Consider the following 16,721-nt stretch of genomic DNA (forward strand, 5'->3'; position numbering starts at 1 on the left):
AAGAATCCAGCCGTCAAGGGGTCGGTGAACATCTTTTGTGGAGGCCGCGCGGCCCGTATGGTGACCTAGATACTTCCAAGGCAAAAAGAAATCGGCGAGCGTGTGGGAGTCTGACCCTCATGACCACAGGTACTGCCAGCTGGCTGCCGCTGAGCCCGGGGGAGCGCTCGGTCGCCATCGAGGTGCTCGTCCACGGCCCGCTCTCGCGCACCGACCTCGCGCGGCGGCTCAACCTCTCCGCCGGCAGCCTCACCCGGCTGACCAAACCGCTGATCGAGTCGGGACTGCTGGTCGAGGTGCCCGACGGGGGCATCGCGGTGGAGACACGGCAGGGGCGCCCCTCGCAGCCGCTCGACGTGGTCGCCCAGTCCCGCTCCTTCATCGGCTTCAAGATCACCGGTGACATGGTGTACGGCGTCGTCACCACCCTGCGCAGCGACATCGTCGCCCGTCACGACCGCCCGCTCACCACGCACGACCCCGAAGAGGTCGTCGCGCTGCTGGGTGAGATGACCGACGAACTGGCCCGTGCCCATCCCGGCCTCGCCGGGATCGGCATCGGGGTGGGCGGGCGCGTCGAGGACCGCGCGCTGGTCGGGGAGTCGCCCTTCCTGGGGTGGCGGGACATCCCGCTGGCCGCACTGGTCGAGGAGCGCACCGGGCTGCCCGTGGTCCTGGAGAACGACGTCGCCGCTCTGGTGGAGGCCGAGACCTGGTTCGGCGCGGGGCGCGGGCTCGACCGGTTCGTGGTCCTCACCATCGGTGCGGGCTTCGGCTACGGCCTGGTCCTCTCGGGCAGGCGGGTGCCCTGTGTCGAGGAGGACGGCGGCTTCGGCCGGCACATCATCATCGACCCCAGCGGTCCACTCACCCCCGACGGGGAGCGTGGCAGCGCCGTCTCGCTGCTGACCATCCCCAGCATCCGCTACCAGGTGCAGGCCGCCACCGGCCGTGAGCACACGTACGAGGAGATCCTCGCCCTGGCCGCGGCCGGGGAGCCCATGCCCGCCCGCGTCGTCGACGAGGCGGCCCGCGCGCTGGGCACCCTGATCGCGCAGATCGCCAACTTCGTCATGCCGCAGAAGGTCCTGCTGGCCGGTGAGGGGGTCGGCCTGATGGACGTCGGCGGGGCGACGGTGGAGGCCGCCGTCCGCGCCCACCGGCATCCGCTGGCCGTCCCGGTGGCCCTGGAGACCAAGGTGTCGGACTTCCACGACTGGGCGCGCGGCGCCGCCGTGCTGGCCATTCAGGTGCTGGTCCTGGGGGCGGCGGAGGGGTGAACGGCGTTTTGGGGGTTGACAGATGGACGTGATCAGTAACACGTCCGTTATGTCCTATTCATTCGTGATGACTCACGCGGCCTTCACTTCCGAAGCCGTAAGCTTCACGCCATGTCCACCACTGTTGAATCCCTCTCCGAGCGATCGGCCGCAGAGGTCAACGAGGAGATCCGGGCCCTGTGGCTCCGGTCGGGCGGGACACTGAGCGTCGAGCAGCGTGCGGAATACCAGCGGCTCGTCCTGGAGTGGGCCGCCGCTCCGTCCTCCGTCGAAGCGGCCTGACAACCACCCGGCCGCGGGGCCGCCCGACAGCGGCGCCCCGCACCGGGCACCCCCCAGCCGTCACCCCCATGTCGCCGAGTAGTGCCGCTGGTAGGCCTTGCGGTCCTGCTCGGCGCGGAAGTACCGGGTCGCGACGAGGGCGACCATACTGCCCGCGATGACCAGCAGACCGGGGCCGATGTTCCTGGGGTCGGTCAGCCGGGCGGCGAGGGTCTCGCTGACTCCGGTCGCCGTCACGGGAGTGGTCGTGCCCGGCGAGGCCGCGCCCGGGGAGAGCCCCGCCTGGGTGGAGGAGGCGGACGGCGCGGGATCGGCGGACGACGTGGACGCGCCGGCGTTGTCGGAGGGGGCGGCCACGATCAGCTGCACGCCGAGCTGCGCCAGCGCCCTGGTCACCGGCTGGAAGAACGTCGTCCCTCCGGTGGTGCAGTCGCCGCTGCCGCCCGAGGTGACCCCGAGCGCGATGCCGTCCGAGAACATCGGGCCCCCGCTGTCGCCCGGTTCGGCGCAGACGGTCGTCTCGATCAGCCCGCTGACCGTGCCCTCCGGGTAGTTCACCGTCGCGTCCAGACCGGTGACCTCGCCGTCACGCAACCCGCTGGTGCTGCCGCTGCGGAACACCCGCTGGCCGACGGCCGCGTCGCCGGTGCCCGTGATCCGCACCCCGTTGCCGTTGCCGATGGCCACCACGTCGGCGCCCGCGCCGGCCTTGCCGCTCGCGTACTGCACCAGGGAGAAGTCGCCGCCGGGGAAGTTGGAGTTCACCGTCTGGCCCACCTGCTGCTTGGCCTGGTTGTCCGCGAACCAGGTGGACCCGGTGGGCCCGCAGTGCCCGGCGGTGAGGATGAAGTCGTTCGTTCCGTTGGTCACGTTGAAGCCGGCCGAACAGCGTCCACCGGTCGACAGGATCGGCAGGGCGCCGTTGATCCGGGTGGTGAACTCGCCGGTGGTGCGCTCCATGCGGACGAAGCTGCCGATGCCGGAGGCCGTCTGCGTCAGCTGTGACCAGTTGGTGGCCGACACGGTGCTGTCGGCCTGCACGACGATCTGGTTCGTCCGGTAGTCCATCACCCAGGCGGTGCCGGGCACCTTCGGCGCCGAACGCAAGGTGTCCGTGGCCGACTTGAGCTCGTTCATGCTGTGCGAGACGACCTTGGCCTCGGCGCCCGCCGCCCGGACGGTGTCGGCCGTCTCCTCGTCGGTGACGGCGACGACCGGGCGCCCGTCGGCATCGAGCCAGGTGCCCGCCGTGCGCGAGGTGCCGAGTTTCTTGACGAGGGCCGTCCCCGGATTCGTGACGACGGACTCCGCCGCGCTGCGCGGCGCCGCGGCCGTGCCGCCCGGCTCGCTCGCCATGGCCGCCTGCGTGACCATGGCCCCTCCCAGGAGGAGTCCGCCGACGGCCGCCAGCCGTGTCACTCGCCGGACGGTCCGTCGTCGTACATGCCTCATGTCATGGCTCCCGAAACCCCGAACGCACGGCCTCAACACCGCGGGGCGCTCCGGTCGTTGAGTGCCCTCACCTCCATACGTGCGAGGACCCCGCAGCGTTCAGCGCGGAGATGATCACCTCAGGGTTTGCGTGCCACCCCGCCGAACATCGCCACCTCGTCCGGTTCGGCCCCGCCCGCGATGTCCTCCGGGCGCCAGCGCGAGCAGGACACCACGCCCGGTTCCAGCAGCTCCAGGCCGTCGAAGAAGCGGGCCACGTCCTTCGGTGTGCGCTGGGTCAGCTTCGGCGTGCCGTGCTCGTTCCAGAACGTGACGGCCTCGTCCACGTCGGGCATCGCCGGGCTGGTGATGGTGTGCGACAGCACCAGACGGCTGCCCGCGGGCAGCCGGTCGACCAGCCGCCGCACCAGGCCGTACGGGTCCTCGTCGTCGCCGATGAAGATGATCACGCCGAGCAGCATCAGCGCGACGGGCGCGTCGAAGTCCAGCGTCTTCGCGGCGTGTTCGAGGAGCGCGTCGACGTTGCGCAGGTCCTCGTCGAGATAGTCGGTGCGGCCCTCCGGCGTGCTGGTGAGCAGGGCGCGGGCGTGCGCCAGGACCAGCGGGTCGTTGTCGACGTAGACGGTCCGGGAATCCGGGGCGAGACGCTGCGCGACCTCGTGCGTGTTGTCCGCGGTGGGCAGCCCGGTCCCGATGTCGAGGAACTGCCGGATACCGGCCTCGGTCACCAGGTGCTTCACGGCCCGGCCCAGGAAGAGCCGGTCGGCGCGGGCGTATGCGCCGATGCCCGGATGTAACTCCCGGATCCGGTCGCCGGTGGCCCGGTCGACCTCGTAGTTGTCCCTGCCGCCGAGCCAGTAGTTCCAGATGCGGGCGGTGTGCGGCCGGGTGGTGTCGATACGGAGGTGCGACGACTGGGCGGCGGCGTCGACGGTCGGCGCGTTCTCGGTCACGGGTCGGCTCCTGTACGGAAGAAGGGGAGCGGGAAGTAACAACCAGCAATCTAGACGGGCGAGTTGAGCTGCGCGGACCGTCCACCCGATTCCGTCGCGGGCCCGAGCCGCGCCCAGCTCCGCTCGTCGCCCCACACCGCTGCCGCGCCGGTGTAGGGGCGCAGCAGCGCGGTCAGCGCCGGGTCGCCGCGGCCGTTGAGTTCGTCGGAGGCGATCCGGCGGGCGATGCCGGCCAGGAAGTCGGCGAGCTGCACCCGCGCGTCGAGCCGCGAGACGACGAGCCGGAGCCCGGCCAGGCGGATGCCCCGCACCCGGGCCGCACCCTCGATCCAGGCGATCCGCTCCGGGGTGAGCATGTTCTGCCGGTCGTGCGCGAGCCGAACCGGACGCCCGCCGGCGCTCCAATGGGCGGCCGTGTGCAGGATCGAGGGCAGCAGGGGATTGAGGACCGGGGTCAGCACGAACGGCCCGTCCTGGATTCCGGCCCGGTAGGCGAGCGCGCGGGAGCGTTCCGCCGCGAGCCGCGAGAGCGTCTCGGCCGCCGCTGTCCCCGGATATCGCTGCCGCAGTTCTTCGAGCGTACGGAAGAAATGCTCGACGGGCGTGTCCGGTTCACCTTCGTGGCGCACCCACAGCAATTGGTTGGCCGCCTCCAGGAAGTGTTTCCATTCCGCTTCGGTGAAAGTCCGCCGCCCGTGCCGGAACAGCGGGACGGCCGCCTCGGGGTCGCCGAGCAGCAGGTCGGCGGCCCGGTCCACGACGAAGAAGGACTTCTCGACGAGGTGCACGTGGGCGTGCCCGTACAGCGGTCCCGATACCGAGAGCAGCCATTCCAGAACCGCCCGGTGTTTCTCCCGGAGCAGATGGTTCGCCTTGTACTCCTCGGCGGGCGAACGGATCCGGTTCCGGATCTCCTGTACATGTCCGGCGGCGGATTCGGCCGAGAGCAGCACACTCGCGTGGGCGAACACGTCCGTGTTTCCGCCGGTGAGGTTCTCGCCGTCCGAACCCGACTCGTCGCAGGCGATCTCCGGGATGCCGCCGGCGTCCGCCACAACTGTCCCGTTCGCGTGATCCCAGGTCACACCACAGCCCCCTATCTTGTGCCCCATGACCAGGATCCCGCACGAGACGCCCGGTGAGGCAAACCCTTTGCAGGCCCTCACACTCGACCGGCTCCGATGTCGTACGAGCATGAAGTGGCGCACCTATCCGGCCGACGTCCTTCCGCTGTGGGTCGCGGAGATGGACGTGCCCCTCGCCGAGCCGGTGGTCGCGGCGGTGACGCAGGCCCTGGCGCTCGGTGACACCGGCTATCCGGCGGGCACGGCCTACGCCGAGGCGCTGGCCCTGTTCGCCGCGAAGCGGTGGGCCTGGGACGGGCTCGCGGTCGAGCGGACGGCGATCGTGCCCGATGTGATGCTGGGCGTCGTCGAGATGCTGAAGCTGGTGACAGGACCCGGCGATCCGGTGGTCGTCAACCCACCCGTGTACCCGCCGTTCTTCCAGTTCGTCGCGCACATGGACCGGCGGATCGCCGAGGCGCCCCTCGGCGCGGACGGCCGACTGGACCTCGCCGTTCTGGAGGACGCGTACCGGCGCGCCGTCTTTGGCGGTGGCCGCGCCGCGCACCTGCTGTGCAGCCCGCACAACCCGACCGGCACCGTGCACACCGCCCGGGAACTGGCCGCCGTGGCCGCGCTCGCCCGGCGGTACGGCGTCCGGGTGGTCGTCGACGAGATCCACGCGCCGCTGACCGCCCCGGGGGGCGACTTCGTGCCCTGGCTCGCCGTCCCCGGCGCGGAGAACGGCCTGTCGCTGATGTCGGCCTCCAAGGGGTGGAACCTGGCCGGGCTCAAGGCGGCCCTGGCCGTCGCGGGCCCCGAGGCGGCGGCCGACCTGGCCCTGCTGCCCGAGGAGGTGTCCCACGGACCGAGCCACGTCGGCGTGCTGGCGCACACCGCCGCCCTGCTCGAGGGCACGGGGTGGCTGGACGCCCTGCTGGCGGGCCTCGACGACAACCGGCGCCTGCTCACCGCCCTGCTGGCCGAGCACCTGCCCGGCGTCCGGTATCGGCCGGGGGACGCCACCTATCTCGCCTGGCTCGACTGCCGGGCACTGGGCCTCGGGGACGATCCGGCCGCGGTCTTCCTGGAGCGGGGGCGGGTCGCCCTCAGCTGTGGGCTCGACTTCGGCACGGGCGGGGCCGGGCACGTCCGTCTGAACATCGCCACCTCGCCGGAGATCCTCACCGAAGGTGTACGGCGGATGACGGCCGCCCTTCGCTGAGCCGCAGGTCTTCCCGCCCGACCACCGCCCCACCGGAGCTCCTCCGGTGGGGCGGTGGCGTTTCTGTGCGAGGCGCGTGACAGGTACTCCACAGCGCCCGTGTCACGGTCTCGCAATGTCCCAGCCATGTCTTGACATACGGCTGAAACCGTTCGTAGCTTGGGCGCCTAAATTTAGATTCGTGAAGCGAGTTCACGAATATGAACGGAGTGTGCCCATGGGGGATCGCCGACGAAGTCGCCGCCCGGCCGCCACGCTTGCCGTCGCGGGACTGCTGTTCGCAACGGCCGCCTGCGGCTCCGGTTCGGACAGCGCCGGGAGCGGTGACCCGAACACCCTGGAGGTCTGGACCCGGAGCAACCCGGATCCCGCGGCCACGTACGAGCGGGTGTTCGCCGCCTTCACCAAGAAGACCGGCATCAAGATCGACTACCAGCCGGTCATCAACTTCGACCAGCAGCTCCAGAGCCGCGCGTCCACCAAGGACCTGCCGGACGTCATGATCAACGACACGGCGCTGATGGGCAGTTACCAGAGCCAGGGTCTGCTCAAGCGGATCGACCCGGCCGACATCGCCGGCGGCGACCAGATCGACGCCAAGACCTGGGCCTCCACCGTCGGCACCGACGGGTCCCACTACGGGATCCCCTACTCCCGTCAGGCCATGACCCTGATGATCCGCAAGGACTGGCGCGAGAGGCTCGGCCTGCCGCAGCCGCGGACCTGGCAGGACATGCTCACCCTCGCCAAGGCCTTCGCCGGCGACGACCCCGACGGGGACGGCAGGAAGAACACCTACGGGATGGTCGTCCCCGGCAGCGCCCAGAACGGCTACGCCGCCTGGTGGGGCGCCAGCTTCCTGTGGCAGGGCGGCGCCCGCATCATCGAGCCCACCAAGGACGGCGGCTATCGGCCGGTTGTCGACTCGGCCGCCGCCGTACGTTCCGTCTCCTGGCTGAAGAAGAACCTCTTCTGCACGTCTGACAACGCTGTCATCCAACCGGGCGCCCTCACCGCCATCACCGGCAACGCCACCAACTTCCAGGACGGCAACGCCGGCATGTACCTCACCGGCCCCTACAACATCGCCACATTCGACCAGGCCCTGGGCAAGGACAAGTTCGAGGTGGTGCAGGCCCCGGCCGGACCGGCAGGCAACGACGTCCTCGCGGACGGCGAGAACATCTACTTCGGCGCCAGGACCGGCAAGACCGAGCAGGAACAGGCCCTCGCCGCCTTCCTCGTCTCACCCGAGGGACAGCGTCTCGCGATGACCGGCAAGAGCCAGCCCGTCGTCCGGATCCCCGTCAACTCCACGCTCGACGCGGCGACCGTACACAGCGACCCCCGCTGGGGCGTCGTCCAGAAGGCCTACGAGGACGCCTCCGTGCAGTTCCCCAACGCGCCGGACTTCGCTCCCATCAAGCAGGACACCGCCGACGCCCTCAACGCGATCTTCACCTACTGCGGCAGCGACGTCCGCGCCGGCCTGAAAGAACTCGACGACACCCTCGCCGGCGACCTCAAGGACCAGGACCTGTTGAAATGACAGCGACCACAGCCCCCGTGCGCGGTGCCCGGGCCCGCAGCGCGTTCAGCAAGCGCAACGTCCTGCCGTGGGTGTTCCTCGCCCCCGGCCTGCTGCTCGCCCTCGTGTTCAAGTTCCTGCCCATGGGCAAGGGCGTCTGGCTCAGCTTCTTCAAGGTGCGGCCCTTCCTCGGCGACCACTGGGTGGGCCTGGACAACTACACCCGCGTCCTCACCGACCACCGCTTCCAGGAAGCCATCGGGCACACCCTCCTCCTCGGCCTCGGCCAGTCCCTCGGCGCCATCGCCGTCGGCTTCGCGCTCGCGCTGCTGCTGGAGGGCCAGGCCCGCTCCCTGAAGATCGTGCGCACGGCCGTCTTCCTGCCGGTCGTCACCGCCACCGCCGTCGTCGGCGAGATGTGGCGGCTGCTGTACTACCCGACCTCCGACGGCCTCATCAACCACGGACTCGGCCTGCTCGGCCTCGGACCGACCCAGTTCCTCGACAACCCGGACACCGCCCTGTGGGCGACCATGGTGATGAGCGTCTGGATGCTCGCCCCCTACAACATGGTGATCATCCTCGCCGGACTCGCCGGGGTGGACCGGACGCTCTACGAGGCCGCCGCGATGGACGGCGTGTCGCTGTGGCAGCGCCTGCGGTACGTCACCCTCCCCGCGATCCGCCCGGCCCTCGGCATCGTCCTCACCCTCGCCGCCATCCGCGGCCTGCGTGTCTTCACCGAGGTCTATGTCCTCACCGGCGGCGGCCCGGCCGGCTCCACCGAGGTCTGGATGACCCGGGCCTACACCCTCGGCTTCACCCGCAACGACATCGGCGGCGCCTCCGCGGCCTCCGTCGTGCTGCTCTGCGTGACCCTGCTGCTCACCGTCACGGTCAACTACTTCCGCAAGAGGGGAGACGCGCGATGAGCGCACCCGCCATCGACCCCGTCCGGGCACCCGTGCCGACGGCCAGGACGAGTAATTCCGCCAAGGCGGCCCGGGCCACCCCCGCCCGCTTCGACACCGCCCTCGGCTGGAGCGACCGGCCGGGCGTCGCACGGTGCCTGCGGATCCTGCTCTGCGCGATCGCGATCGGTGTCTTCGCGGTGCCGTTCCTGACCATCGTCTCCGGCGCGTTCACCACGCACGCCAGCGGATCCTCCCTGTCCTTCGTCCCGCACGACAGCACCTGGCAGAACTTCGAGGTGGCGGGGGAGCGGGGCATCTGGGACTACTTCACCAACTCGCTCGTCATCGCGGGCGGCGCGCTGCTGCTCCAGCTCGCGGTGTCCGTGCTGGCCGCCTACGCGCTGGCCCGGCACCGCTTCCGCGGCCAGGCCCTGGTCCTGACCCTGTTCATGCTGACGATGATGCTCCCCGAGGAGGTCATCGCGATCCCGCTGTCCCTGGTCCTCGGCCATGTCCCGGTGGTCGGCCTCGACCTGAAGGGCACCGCGTGGGGCGTGATCCTGCCGCTCGGGGCCTGGGGCTTCTCCGTGATGCTCCTGACCGAGTTCATGAAGGACATCCCCACCGAGATAGAGGAGGCCGCCCGGCTCGACGGCGTGGGCGAGTTCCGCATGCTGTGGCAGGTCGTCCTGCCCCTGTGCAAGCCCGCGCTCGGCGTCGCCGGCGTCCTCGGCTTCGTCATGATCTGGGACCAGTACCTGCTGCCCCTGATCGCCTCCAAGGACCCCACCGACTACACGGTCACCGTCGCCCTCTCCATTCTGCGCACCGACCCCGAGGTCGGCTCCGGAGTGGTTCTCGCCGGAGCCCTCATCGCCCTCGTCCCCAGCCTGATCGTCTACCTGCTCCTCCAGCGCTCGCTGGTCACCGGTATCGCGGCCGGCGCCACCAAGGGCTGACGGCCCCCGGCCGACCCCCCACCCGTACATCCACGTAGTTACGAGGGAGACATGAAGTTCCAAGGAGTGCTGTTCTTCCCGGTCACGCCGTTCGCCGCGGACGGCTCACTGGACGAGGAACGGCTCGGCCGGCACATCGAGGCCGGTGTCTCGGCCGGCGCGGGCGGCGTGTTCGTCGCCTGCGGGACGGGTGAGTTCCACGCCCTCGACCCGGACGAACTCGAACGCGCCACCCGGGTCGCCGTCGAGACGACCGCCGGACGCGTTCCCGTCCTGGCGGCCGCCGGCGGGCCGGTCCCCGTCGCCCGCGACCACGCCGTACGCGTGGCCCGCGCCGGCGCCGACGGCATCCTGCTGCTGCCGCCGTACCTGGTGACCGCACCTCCACAGGGCCTGGTCCGCTACGTCGAGGAGGTCACCGCCGCCACCGACCTCCCCGTGGTCTTCTACCAGCGCGGCACCGCCCGCCTCACCGGCGCCACCGCCGCCGAGATCGCCGCCCTGCCCAAGGTCATCGGACTGAAGGACGGCATCGGCGACATCGAGCACATGCACCGCATCGTCCGGGCGGTGCGGGCCGTTCCCGGCACCGAGGACTTCCAGTTCTTCAACGGCCTGCCCACCGCCGAGACGACCGCTCCCGCCTACCGGGGGATCGGCGTCGACCTCTACTCCTCGGCCGTCTTCGCCTTCGCCCCCGAGATCGCGCTCGCCTTCCACCGGGCCCTGTCGGCAGGGGACGACACCCTCGTCGCCCATCTCCTCGACGCGTTCTACTGCCCGCTCGTCGAACTCCGCGACGAGGTCCCGGGATACGCCGTGTCCCTGGTCAAAGCCGGGGTGACGATCCGTGGCCTGGACGTGGGCGGCGTACGGGCGCCCCTGCTCGACCCCACGCCGGAGCATGTCGCCCGGCTCGCCAAGCTCATCGACCGGGGACTGGAGGCCGTCGCCGTATGACCACCCCTGCCACGCGCATCCGCGAACTCGTCGTCACACCCATCGCCTTCTCCGACCCGCCGCTGCTGAACTCGGGCGGCGTCCACGAACCGCTCGCGCTCCGGGTGATCCTCCGACTCGTCCTGGAGGACGGCACGGTGGGCCTCGGTGAGTCGCCCGGCGGTGTGACACGCCTCGAACGGCTGATGGTCGCGGCCAAGACGGTCGTCGGCATGGACGTCTTCGACACGACCGCCGTCGCCGCCGCGATCGACGCCGCCCTGCTGCCGGGTGTGCCCAGCTCGCACGAGCGCGGCTGGACCACCTCGGCCGTCGAGGTCGCCTGCCTGGACGCCCAGGGCAAGCTGCTCGGCCGTCCCGTCTCCGACCTGCTCGGCGGCCGGGTGCGCGACTCCGTTCCCTTCGCCGCGTACCTCTTCTACAAGTGGGCCGAGCACCCCGCGCTCGACGGCCGCCCCGCCATCGGCGACGACTGGCCCGAGGCGCTCGACCCGGCCGGGATCGTCGAGCAGGCCCGGCTGATGCAGCAGCGGTACGGCTTCACCTCCTTCAAGCTCAAGGGCGGCGTCTTCCCGCCGGACGAGGAGATCGCCGCGATCAGGGCGCTGGCGGAGGCGTTCCCCGGACGGCCGCTGCGGCTGGACCCCAACACGGCGTGGACGGTGGAGACGTCGACATACGTCGCCCGGCAACTCGACGGCGTACTGGAGTATCTGGAGGACCCGACCGCGACCATCGAGGGCATGGCGTCGGTCGCGCGGGACTCGCCGCTGCCGCTCGCCACCAACATGTGTGTGATCGCCTGGGAACACCTCGGGCCGGCCGTCGAGCAGAACGCGATCCAGGTACTCCTCACCGACCACCACTACTGGGGCGGACTGCGCCGCACCCGCGAACTGGCCGCCGTCTGCGAGGCGTTCGGGATCGCGCTGTCCATGCACTCCAACTCGCACCTGGGCATCAGCCTCGCAGCGATGACCCATGTCGCCGCGGCCATCCCCAACCTCGACCACTCCTGCGACACGCACTACCCGTGGAACAGCGCCGACGACGTGATCGTCCCCGGGGTGCTGGAGCTTGCGGACGGCGAGGTAAAGGTCCCGACCGGCCCGGGCCTCGGCGTCGAGCTGGACACCGACGCCCTCGACCGCCTGCACCGCCGCTACCTCGACTCGGGTGTGCGGCGGCGCGACGACACCGGGTACATGCGGCGGATCCAGCCGGACTACGAGCTGAGGCTGCCGAGGTGGTGAGGCGTACGGATGCCTAGACTGCGGGCATGGCTGACAACGCGCTCGACCGGCTGGCAGCGGGCAAGTACCTGCTGATCACCAGCTATCGCAAGAACGGAACCGGGGTCGCCACGCCCGTGTGGGTGGTGCGGGACGGGGACACGCTCGGGGCCTGGTCGGCCGCGGACGCCTGGAAGGTGAAGCGGATCCGGGCCCGAGGCGACGTCCTCGTGGGTCCCTGTGACGTCCGCGGCAACCCCACCGGTGAGCAGATCCCGGCCACCGCCGAGATCTGCGACGCGCAGACCACCGCCCGCTATCGCACGCTGCTCGTCCGCAAGTACGGCGTCATGGGTCGCCTGACCCTGCTCGGCAGCCGACTCCGCAGGGGGCTGGACGGAACCGTCGGGATCCGCGTCACGCTGTGAGCACGGAAACGGCGAAGGGGGCCCGGACCGCATGGTCCGGGCCCCCTTCGGGCAGTGCGTCCGTACTACGGCGCGTCCACGACCGTCCCCGTCAGCACCGGCCGGTCCGGCAGCGGCTCGGCGTTGTCGTCGGTCAGTGCGAGGCGCATCGACTCGGCCGGCTCGGCCACCTGGTCCTGCACCGTGGGCACGGTGAAGTCGACGCCGGTGGTGCCGGCCGGGATGTTCAGCCAGACCCACAGGTTCGCGTCCGACAGCGGACGCTCCGGGTCGGGCACGTCACCGGAGTAGTCCAGCAGCCACTGCGGGTCCACGTCCTTGGTGGACAGCTCGGCGCCCTCGGTGACCGGCAGCACCCGGATCGGCTGCCAGAAGTCCACGTCGGCGGTCTCGGAGAGGGTGATCCGCCAGCTCAGCGACCCGCCCTCGGTCACCCGGTCGGCGATGGGAGCCAAGGTCACCTGCGGCGCCGGGTCGTCGTTCTGCACCGTGACCCCGCCCCGGTAGGAGCCGACGACCGCGCCGCGCACGGCCTTCACGAGAAGGTCCTGCGTCACGTCGTAGGCGAAGCGGGTGTCGCCCTTCACCTCGATCGGCACGTCGATCGGGGTGCTGCCGGGCCGGACCGTGACCACCTTCTCCGTGGCCTCGAGCGTCTCCGGGTCGACGACATAGAAGCGGACCCGGCCGCTGCCGTGCCCGGACACCTGGACCGGGACGTGATAGGTGCGGGTGCCGGAGTCGCCCTCCTTGGCCGTGATCCGGCCGATGTCGACGCGCGGCAGCGCCGCCGCCCGCACCGCCGGCGTGCCCGGGGCCCAGCCCCAGGCGTCCATGAACCAGGCCTGCCCGGACCCCGAACGCGGAGTCAGCTCAAGGGACTTGACGTGCCTGAGGTCGAGGCCGGCGCGGGTGGCGGCGGTCACCGGGACACGCAGCTCGCGGGCCCAGTACGAGGCGGTGCGGTCGGAGCCCGGCAGACCGTCGACCGCGACCCGGCCGAGCGTGGCCCGGCGGCCGGCCGCGTCGGTGACGGACACGTCCAGCTCGGTGCCGGTGGTGTTCGGCGGCACGAAGACCCGCAGCGCCAGGCTCTTGGCACCGGAGAGGGAGACGGGCGCGAGAGAGCTGATCTTCGTCGGCGTGCCCGGCGCGGACCACTTCAGCGCGACCGCGCTCTTGCCGGAGTCCTTCTCCAGATCCCACCAGCCGAAGTGCGGGGACATCCCCGTGGCGTCGGCGTCCAGACAGGCCCTGGCCGGGTCGGGGTCCGCCCAGCACACCCGGCCGCCGGTCACCTCGACGCCGCCGTCGGGCACGAAGCCGCCCGTGCGGCGGGCGCCGACCGCGTGCGTCAGGACGCGGGCCGGGTCGGCGGAGGGCGCGCGCTTCCCGGTGCCGTCGAGCAGCGGGCGCACCCGGTCGTCACCGGCGACGAACAGCCGGGCCGCGGCGGCGATGTAGGTCGCGCCGGCCCGGTGCTGCTGGTCGGCGGTCAACCGGGTGGGGGCACCGGTGGAGCAGACCGGGTCGGGCTGCGGCGCGTCCGGGTCCTCCCAGAAGTCGTCGAAGGAGGGCGCCACGGCCTTGCCGGGCGTCCACTCGGTGTTGAAGAAGTTGTGGTTGGCGCCGACCATGTAGACCGCGCTGTGCAGGGCCGTGCCGTTGCTGATGCCGCGCGTCCCGTCGAGGTACGTCTCGCCCTCGAGATCGGCGACGTCGCCGTCGCAGCCGGGCAGGACGGTCGCGGACGGGACGTCGGCGACCGGATTCTGGCCGAAGATCGTCGGTCCGATGAGCACGGTTCCGCGGATCTTCCAGCGGACCGGGCCCCGGTAGCCGTCCTGCGCGGCGGGCGGCGGGTACAGGCTGTCCAGGGCGGCGCGGTTGACGCCCTCGCCGCCGCGCGAGTGGCCGACGAGCAGGACGCGGGAGAGGTCGGCCTTCGTCGCGTCGGGCACCGACGCCGGGGCGTGGTCCGGGTGGGCGGCCCAGTCGGCCCACCTGGCGAGGTGTTGGCGCACCAGCGAGGAGCGCGCCTGCGCACCGGCGTCCTCGGCCTCCCCGTCCTGGCCGTTGATGCCGTTCGCGGAGATCGACACCGTGACATAGCCCTGCGAGGCGAGGAGCTTCTGGTCCTGGAGGTAGCCCTGGTAGCTCGGGATCGACTTCATGCCGGCCGGGCAGGGCCAGGAGATGTCGAAGTCGTCGCTGCCCGGCTGGTAGCAGGTGGTGTGCCGGCCGTGCAGGAACAGCGCGAGCGGCCGCTTGCCGGTGGCCCCCTTCGGCGCCACCACGACCGCCTGCATCTCCACCGGTTGGGCGAAGCCCGGCAACTTCACCGGGGCGAGGTCGTACTCGCCGCTGACCGTGCGGTACGCGCCCGGCTTGCCGGGGTCGACGGAGTTGGCCGGAGCCGGAGCCGGAGCGGGGGCCTGGGCCGGTGGCTGCTCGGCGGTGAGGGAACGCCGTCCGCCCGGGGCCGCGTTGTCGGCGGCCGCGTCCAGACGGCGTCCGCCGGCCAGCACGCGCAGGTCCTTCAAGGGGGCGTCGCCGGCGTCGTCGAGGGAGAGCCGGAACGTGCGGCCGTCCTTCTCCGTCTTCGGTACGCCGAGCAGCCGGTCGCCCGAGCGGAACTCCACGCGGGCGTCGCCGAGGGGCACGGGCGTGGGCGACCGCCACACCAGCGCACGCGCGGTGCCCTCCCCGCTGACCTGCCAGCCCTGCGGCAGCGCGCTGTCGGCGGTCGTGGTCAACGGTCTTGTCTCGGACGGCTGTCGGGCTTGTGCCAGTCCCGGTGTTCCCGCCAGGGCCGCGAGCGCGGCCACGGCGGTGACACCTATTCGCCGGGCACGGATCAAGGTCCACTCCTCAACAGTCGGAGCGCGGGCCCCGTCCGTATCGGGAGCCCCTCGCGCCCCGAAGGAAGCGAAATGCACCTCTGTGGGTTGCCTGTGTCCGGGAATCAGGTCGGCGGAGCGCAAAGATCCGGACAGCGGGGACCCGCTGTCCGGCCTCGGCCCGATGACGCGAAGTTCTAGTGCCAGGCCCGGTACGGCTCGTCGAGGAGTTGGAAGACCGGCTCGCCGCGAACCGGGTCCTTGACCGTGGACAGCCGGACGCGGTCGCCGCTGTGGATGCCGATGAGCGGGCCCATGACCCGGCCGCGTACGACGAACCCCTCGGCCATCTCGACCAGTGACACATTGCGGGCGCCCGGGGTGTTGCGGTTCACCACCGTGGCGTGCCGGACCGTGCCGGTGCCCTCGCTGCGCTCCGTGCGCAGGTCGCTGCCCTGACACACCGGGCACAGAAGCCGGTGGTACATGGCGGTGCCGCACCAGGTGCAGCGCTGGAAGAGGATCGTGTCGCCATCGGTGCTCGCGCGGTCGAGGACGCCCGCCGCGGCGCCGGCGGCCTGCTGAACGGCGTTTCCTGAGTAGTGGTACACGCGGGTCAACTCCCTGCACTCGGCCGGAATCCACGTGCCCGGCTCACCCGTGCACGCACGTGCCCGGTCAGCCGTGCCACCGTGCACGCCCACAGCGTATGGCACTCAGTGCCACTCGTAAAGGCACTGCGTACCCATCATCTCGAGGGGGTTCAGCAAGGGTTCAGAGAGGGTTCGGCAGGGGCCCTGAGGGGGGTCAGTCCCGTCCGAGGGTCGTCTCGATCTCCTGCACCACCCGCCACAGCGGTGCCCCGCGCCGGGAGACCACCACGACGACGTCCTGCGGCAGCTCGTCGGCGGGCGGCGCCGGGAGCGCCGGGAACGCGGGACGTGCCGTGGGTGCGGGGGCCGTCGGGGACGCGCCGAACGCCGACTGCACGTACCCCAGCGCGTGGTCCACGGTCGCGCTGGCGTCGCCCTCTCCGTCCGAACGCAGCCAGGAGCGCAGCGCGTTGTTGTGGGCGGCGACCACCGCGGCCGCGATCACGTCGGCGTGCAGATTGCCGTCGGGCCGGCCGGTGAAGCGGCCCCGGAGGTACTCGGCGAGGGCGCGTTCGTAGCGCCACACGACCGACAGTTCGTACGCACGCAGCCCGGGCACCTGCTTGGTGAGCCGGTAGCGCTGGACGGAGAAGGAAGGGTTCTCGGCGTACATCAGCAGCACGAGCCGGGCGGCGTCACAGACGCGTCGCACCGGCTCGTGCTCCTTGCCGCTCGCGGCGAGGAAGGCCGTCATGTCGGCGAGGCACCGCTCGTGGTCGGGGAAGACCACGTCCTCCTTGGAGGGGAAGTAGCGGAAGAAGGACCGCCGGCCGACGCCCGCCAGGGCAACGATGTCGTCGACGGTGGTCTGCTCGTAGCCCCGCTCCAGGAACAGCCGGAAGGCCGCCGCGACCAGGGCGTCGCGCATGGGCGGTTTGGCCTCCGCCTTGTGAGTGGCGCTCATGGACGCGAACGTAACACCTGCGCGACCCCGATGGCACTCAGTTCCCT

Annotated in this window: 15 protein-coding genes; 9 read left to right on the plus strand and 6 right to left on the minus strand. The window is 71.3% G+C overall.

Going from position 1 to position 16,721, the window contains the following annotated elements:
- Positions 1-119 precede the first annotated feature (119 nt).
- Together G9272_RS40255 and G9272_RS40260 are read left to right on the plus strand one after the other, a co-directional pair.
- Positions 120-1,280, plus strand: coding sequence for an ROK family transcriptional regulator (locus tag G9272_RS40255; protein ID WP_171401147.1), 1,161 nt, complete (start codon positions 120-122; stop codon positions 1,278-1,280).
- A gap of 111 nt (positions 1,281-1,391) precedes the next feature.
- A complete protein-coding gene (locus tag G9272_RS40260; protein WP_020129024.1) occupies positions 1,392-1,562 on the plus strand; it encodes a hypothetical protein in 171 nt (56 codons plus the stop codon).
- 60 nt (positions 1,563-1,622) lie between these two features.
- Here the strand turns inward: G9272_RS40260 and G9272_RS40265 are convergent, their stop codons facing one another.
- The 3 genes from G9272_RS40265 to G9272_RS40275 all read right to left on the minus strand — a co-directional run bounded on the left by G9272_RS40265 (position 1,623) and on the right by G9272_RS40275 (position 5,052).
- Positions 1,623-3,014 carry a S1 family peptidase gene (locus G9272_RS40265; RefSeq protein WP_171401148.1) on the minus strand — a complete coding sequence of 464 codons (1,392 nt, stop codon included), beginning with the start codon at positions 3,012-3,014 and terminating at the stop codon, positions 1,623-1,625.
- Positions 3,015-3,133: 119 nt separating this feature from the next.
- Positions 3,134-3,967 (minus strand): SAM-dependent methyltransferase, encoded by an 834-nt coding sequence (locus G9272_RS40270; RefSeq protein WP_171401149.1) that lies wholly within the window; start codon positions 3,965-3,967, stop codon positions 3,134-3,136.
- A gap of 50 nt (positions 3,968-4,017) precedes the next feature.
- A complete protein-coding gene (locus tag G9272_RS40275) occupies positions 4,018-5,052 on the minus strand; it encodes a hypothetical protein (RefSeq protein ID WP_253268083.1) in 1,035 nt (344 codons plus the stop codon).
- 25 nt (positions 5,053-5,077) lie between these two features.
- On the opposite strand from G9272_RS40275, the gene G9272_RS40280 reads away from it, so the two are divergent.
- From G9272_RS40280 to G9272_RS40310, 7 genes are all read left to right on the plus strand, one after another.
- Complete coding sequence (locus G9272_RS40280) at positions 5,078-6,256, plus strand: MalY/PatB family protein (protein WP_171401150.1); 1,179 nt, start codon at positions 5,078-5,080, stop codon at positions 6,254-6,256.
- 217 nt (positions 6,257-6,473) lie between these two features.
- Positions 6,474-7,805, plus strand: a complete 1,332-nt coding sequence (locus G9272_RS40285; protein WP_171401151.1) for a sugar ABC transporter substrate-binding protein — start codon at positions 6,474-6,476, stop codon at positions 7,803-7,805.
- Positions 7,802-8,716 carry a carbohydrate ABC transporter permease gene (locus tag G9272_RS40290; RefSeq protein ID WP_171401152.1) on the plus strand — a complete coding sequence of 305 codons (915 nt, stop codon included), beginning with the start codon at positions 7,802-7,804 and terminating at the stop codon, positions 8,714-8,716. The genes G9272_RS40285 and G9272_RS40290 overlap by 4 nt, the downstream gene beginning before the upstream one ends.
- A complete protein-coding gene (locus G9272_RS40295; RefSeq protein ID WP_171401153.1) occupies positions 8,713-9,657 on the plus strand; it encodes a carbohydrate ABC transporter permease in 945 nt (314 codons plus the stop codon). The genes G9272_RS40290 and G9272_RS40295 overlap by 4 nt, the downstream gene beginning before the upstream one ends.
- Before the next feature lie 51 nt (positions 9,658-9,708).
- On the plus strand, positions 9,709-10,617 hold the full coding sequence (locus G9272_RS40300; RefSeq protein ID WP_171401154.1) for a 5-dehydro-4-deoxyglucarate dehydratase: 909 nt from the start codon (positions 9,709-9,711) through the stop codon (positions 10,615-10,617).
- Complete coding sequence (locus G9272_RS40305) at positions 10,614-11,870, plus strand: glucarate dehydratase family protein (RefSeq protein WP_171401155.1); 1,257 nt, start codon at positions 10,614-10,616, stop codon at positions 11,868-11,870. The genes G9272_RS40300 and G9272_RS40305 overlap by 4 nt, the downstream gene beginning before the upstream one ends.
- A gap of 26 nt (positions 11,871-11,896) precedes the next feature.
- Positions 11,897-12,277, plus strand: a complete 381-nt coding sequence (locus G9272_RS40310; RefSeq protein ID WP_171401156.1) for a PPOX class F420-dependent oxidoreductase — start codon at positions 11,897-11,899, stop codon at positions 12,275-12,277.
- 65 nt (positions 12,278-12,342) lie between these two features.
- Here the strand turns inward: G9272_RS40310 and G9272_RS40315 are convergent, their stop codons facing one another.
- The 3 genes from G9272_RS40315 to G9272_RS40325 form a co-directional block, all read right to left on the minus strand.
- Positions 12,343-15,138 carry a hypothetical protein gene (locus G9272_RS40315; protein WP_171401157.1) on the minus strand — a complete coding sequence of 932 codons (2,796 nt, stop codon included), beginning with the start codon at positions 15,136-15,138 and terminating at the stop codon, positions 12,343-12,345.
- 176 nt (positions 15,139-15,314) lie between these two features.
- Complete coding sequence (locus G9272_RS40320; protein ID WP_171401158.1) at positions 15,315-15,728, minus strand: Zn-ribbon domain-containing OB-fold protein; 414 nt, start codon at positions 15,726-15,728, stop codon at positions 15,315-15,317.
- Positions 15,729-15,924: 196 nt separating this feature from the next.
- Positions 15,925-16,638, minus strand: coding sequence for a TetR family transcriptional regulator (locus tag G9272_RS40325; RefSeq protein WP_171402378.1), 714 nt, complete (start codon positions 16,636-16,638; stop codon positions 15,925-15,927).
- Positions 16,639-16,721 lie beyond the last annotated feature (83 nt).

The sequence above is a fragment of the Streptomyces asoensis genome (genome assembly GCF_013085465.1).
GTDB lineage: Bacteria > Actinomycetota > Actinomycetes > Streptomycetales > Streptomycetaceae > Streptomyces > Streptomyces cacaoi_A.

What these genes read in the sequence shown, in the direction of transcription:
- G9272_RS40255 (WP_171401147.1), top strand. Translation starts at nt 120, where the DNA reads ATGACCACAGGTACTGCCAGCTGGCTGCCGCTGAGCCCGGGGGAGCGC.
- G9272_RS40260 (WP_020129024.1), top strand. Translation starts at nt 1,392, where the DNA reads ATGTCCACCACTGTTGAATCCCTCTCCGAGCGATCGGCCGCAGAGGTC.
- G9272_RS40265 (WP_171401148.1), bottom strand. Translation starts at nt 3,014, where the DNA reads ATGAGGCATGTACGACGACGGACCGTCCGGCGAGTGACACGGCTGGCG.
- G9272_RS40280 (WP_171401150.1), top strand. Translation starts at nt 5,078, where the DNA reads ATGACCAGGATCCCGCACGAGACGCCCGGTGAGGCAAACCCTTTGCAG.
- G9272_RS40285 (WP_171401151.1), top strand. Translation starts at nt 6,474, where the DNA reads ATGGGGGATCGCCGACGAAGTCGCCGCCCGGCCGCCACGCTTGCCGTC.
- G9272_RS40290 (WP_171401152.1), top strand. Translation starts at nt 7,802, where the DNA reads ATGACAGCGACCACAGCCCCCGTGCGCGGTGCCCGGGCCCGCAGCGCG.
- G9272_RS40295 (WP_171401153.1), top strand. Translation starts at nt 8,713, where the DNA reads ATGAGCGCACCCGCCATCGACCCCGTCCGGGCACCCGTGCCGACGGCC.
- G9272_RS40300 (WP_171401154.1), top strand. Translation starts at nt 9,709, where the DNA reads ATGAAGTTCCAAGGAGTGCTGTTCTTCCCGGTCACGCCGTTCGCCGCG.
- G9272_RS40305 (WP_171401155.1), top strand. Translation starts at nt 10,614, where the DNA reads ATGACCACCCCTGCCACGCGCATCCGCGAACTCGTCGTCACACCCATC.
- G9272_RS40310 (WP_171401156.1), top strand. Translation starts at nt 11,897, where the DNA reads ATGGCTGACAACGCGCTCGACCGGCTGGCAGCGGGCAAGTACCTGCTG.
- G9272_RS40325 (WP_171402378.1), bottom strand. Translation starts at nt 16,638, where the DNA reads ATGCGCGACGCCCTGGTCGCGGCGGCCTTCCGGCTGTTCCTGGAGCGG.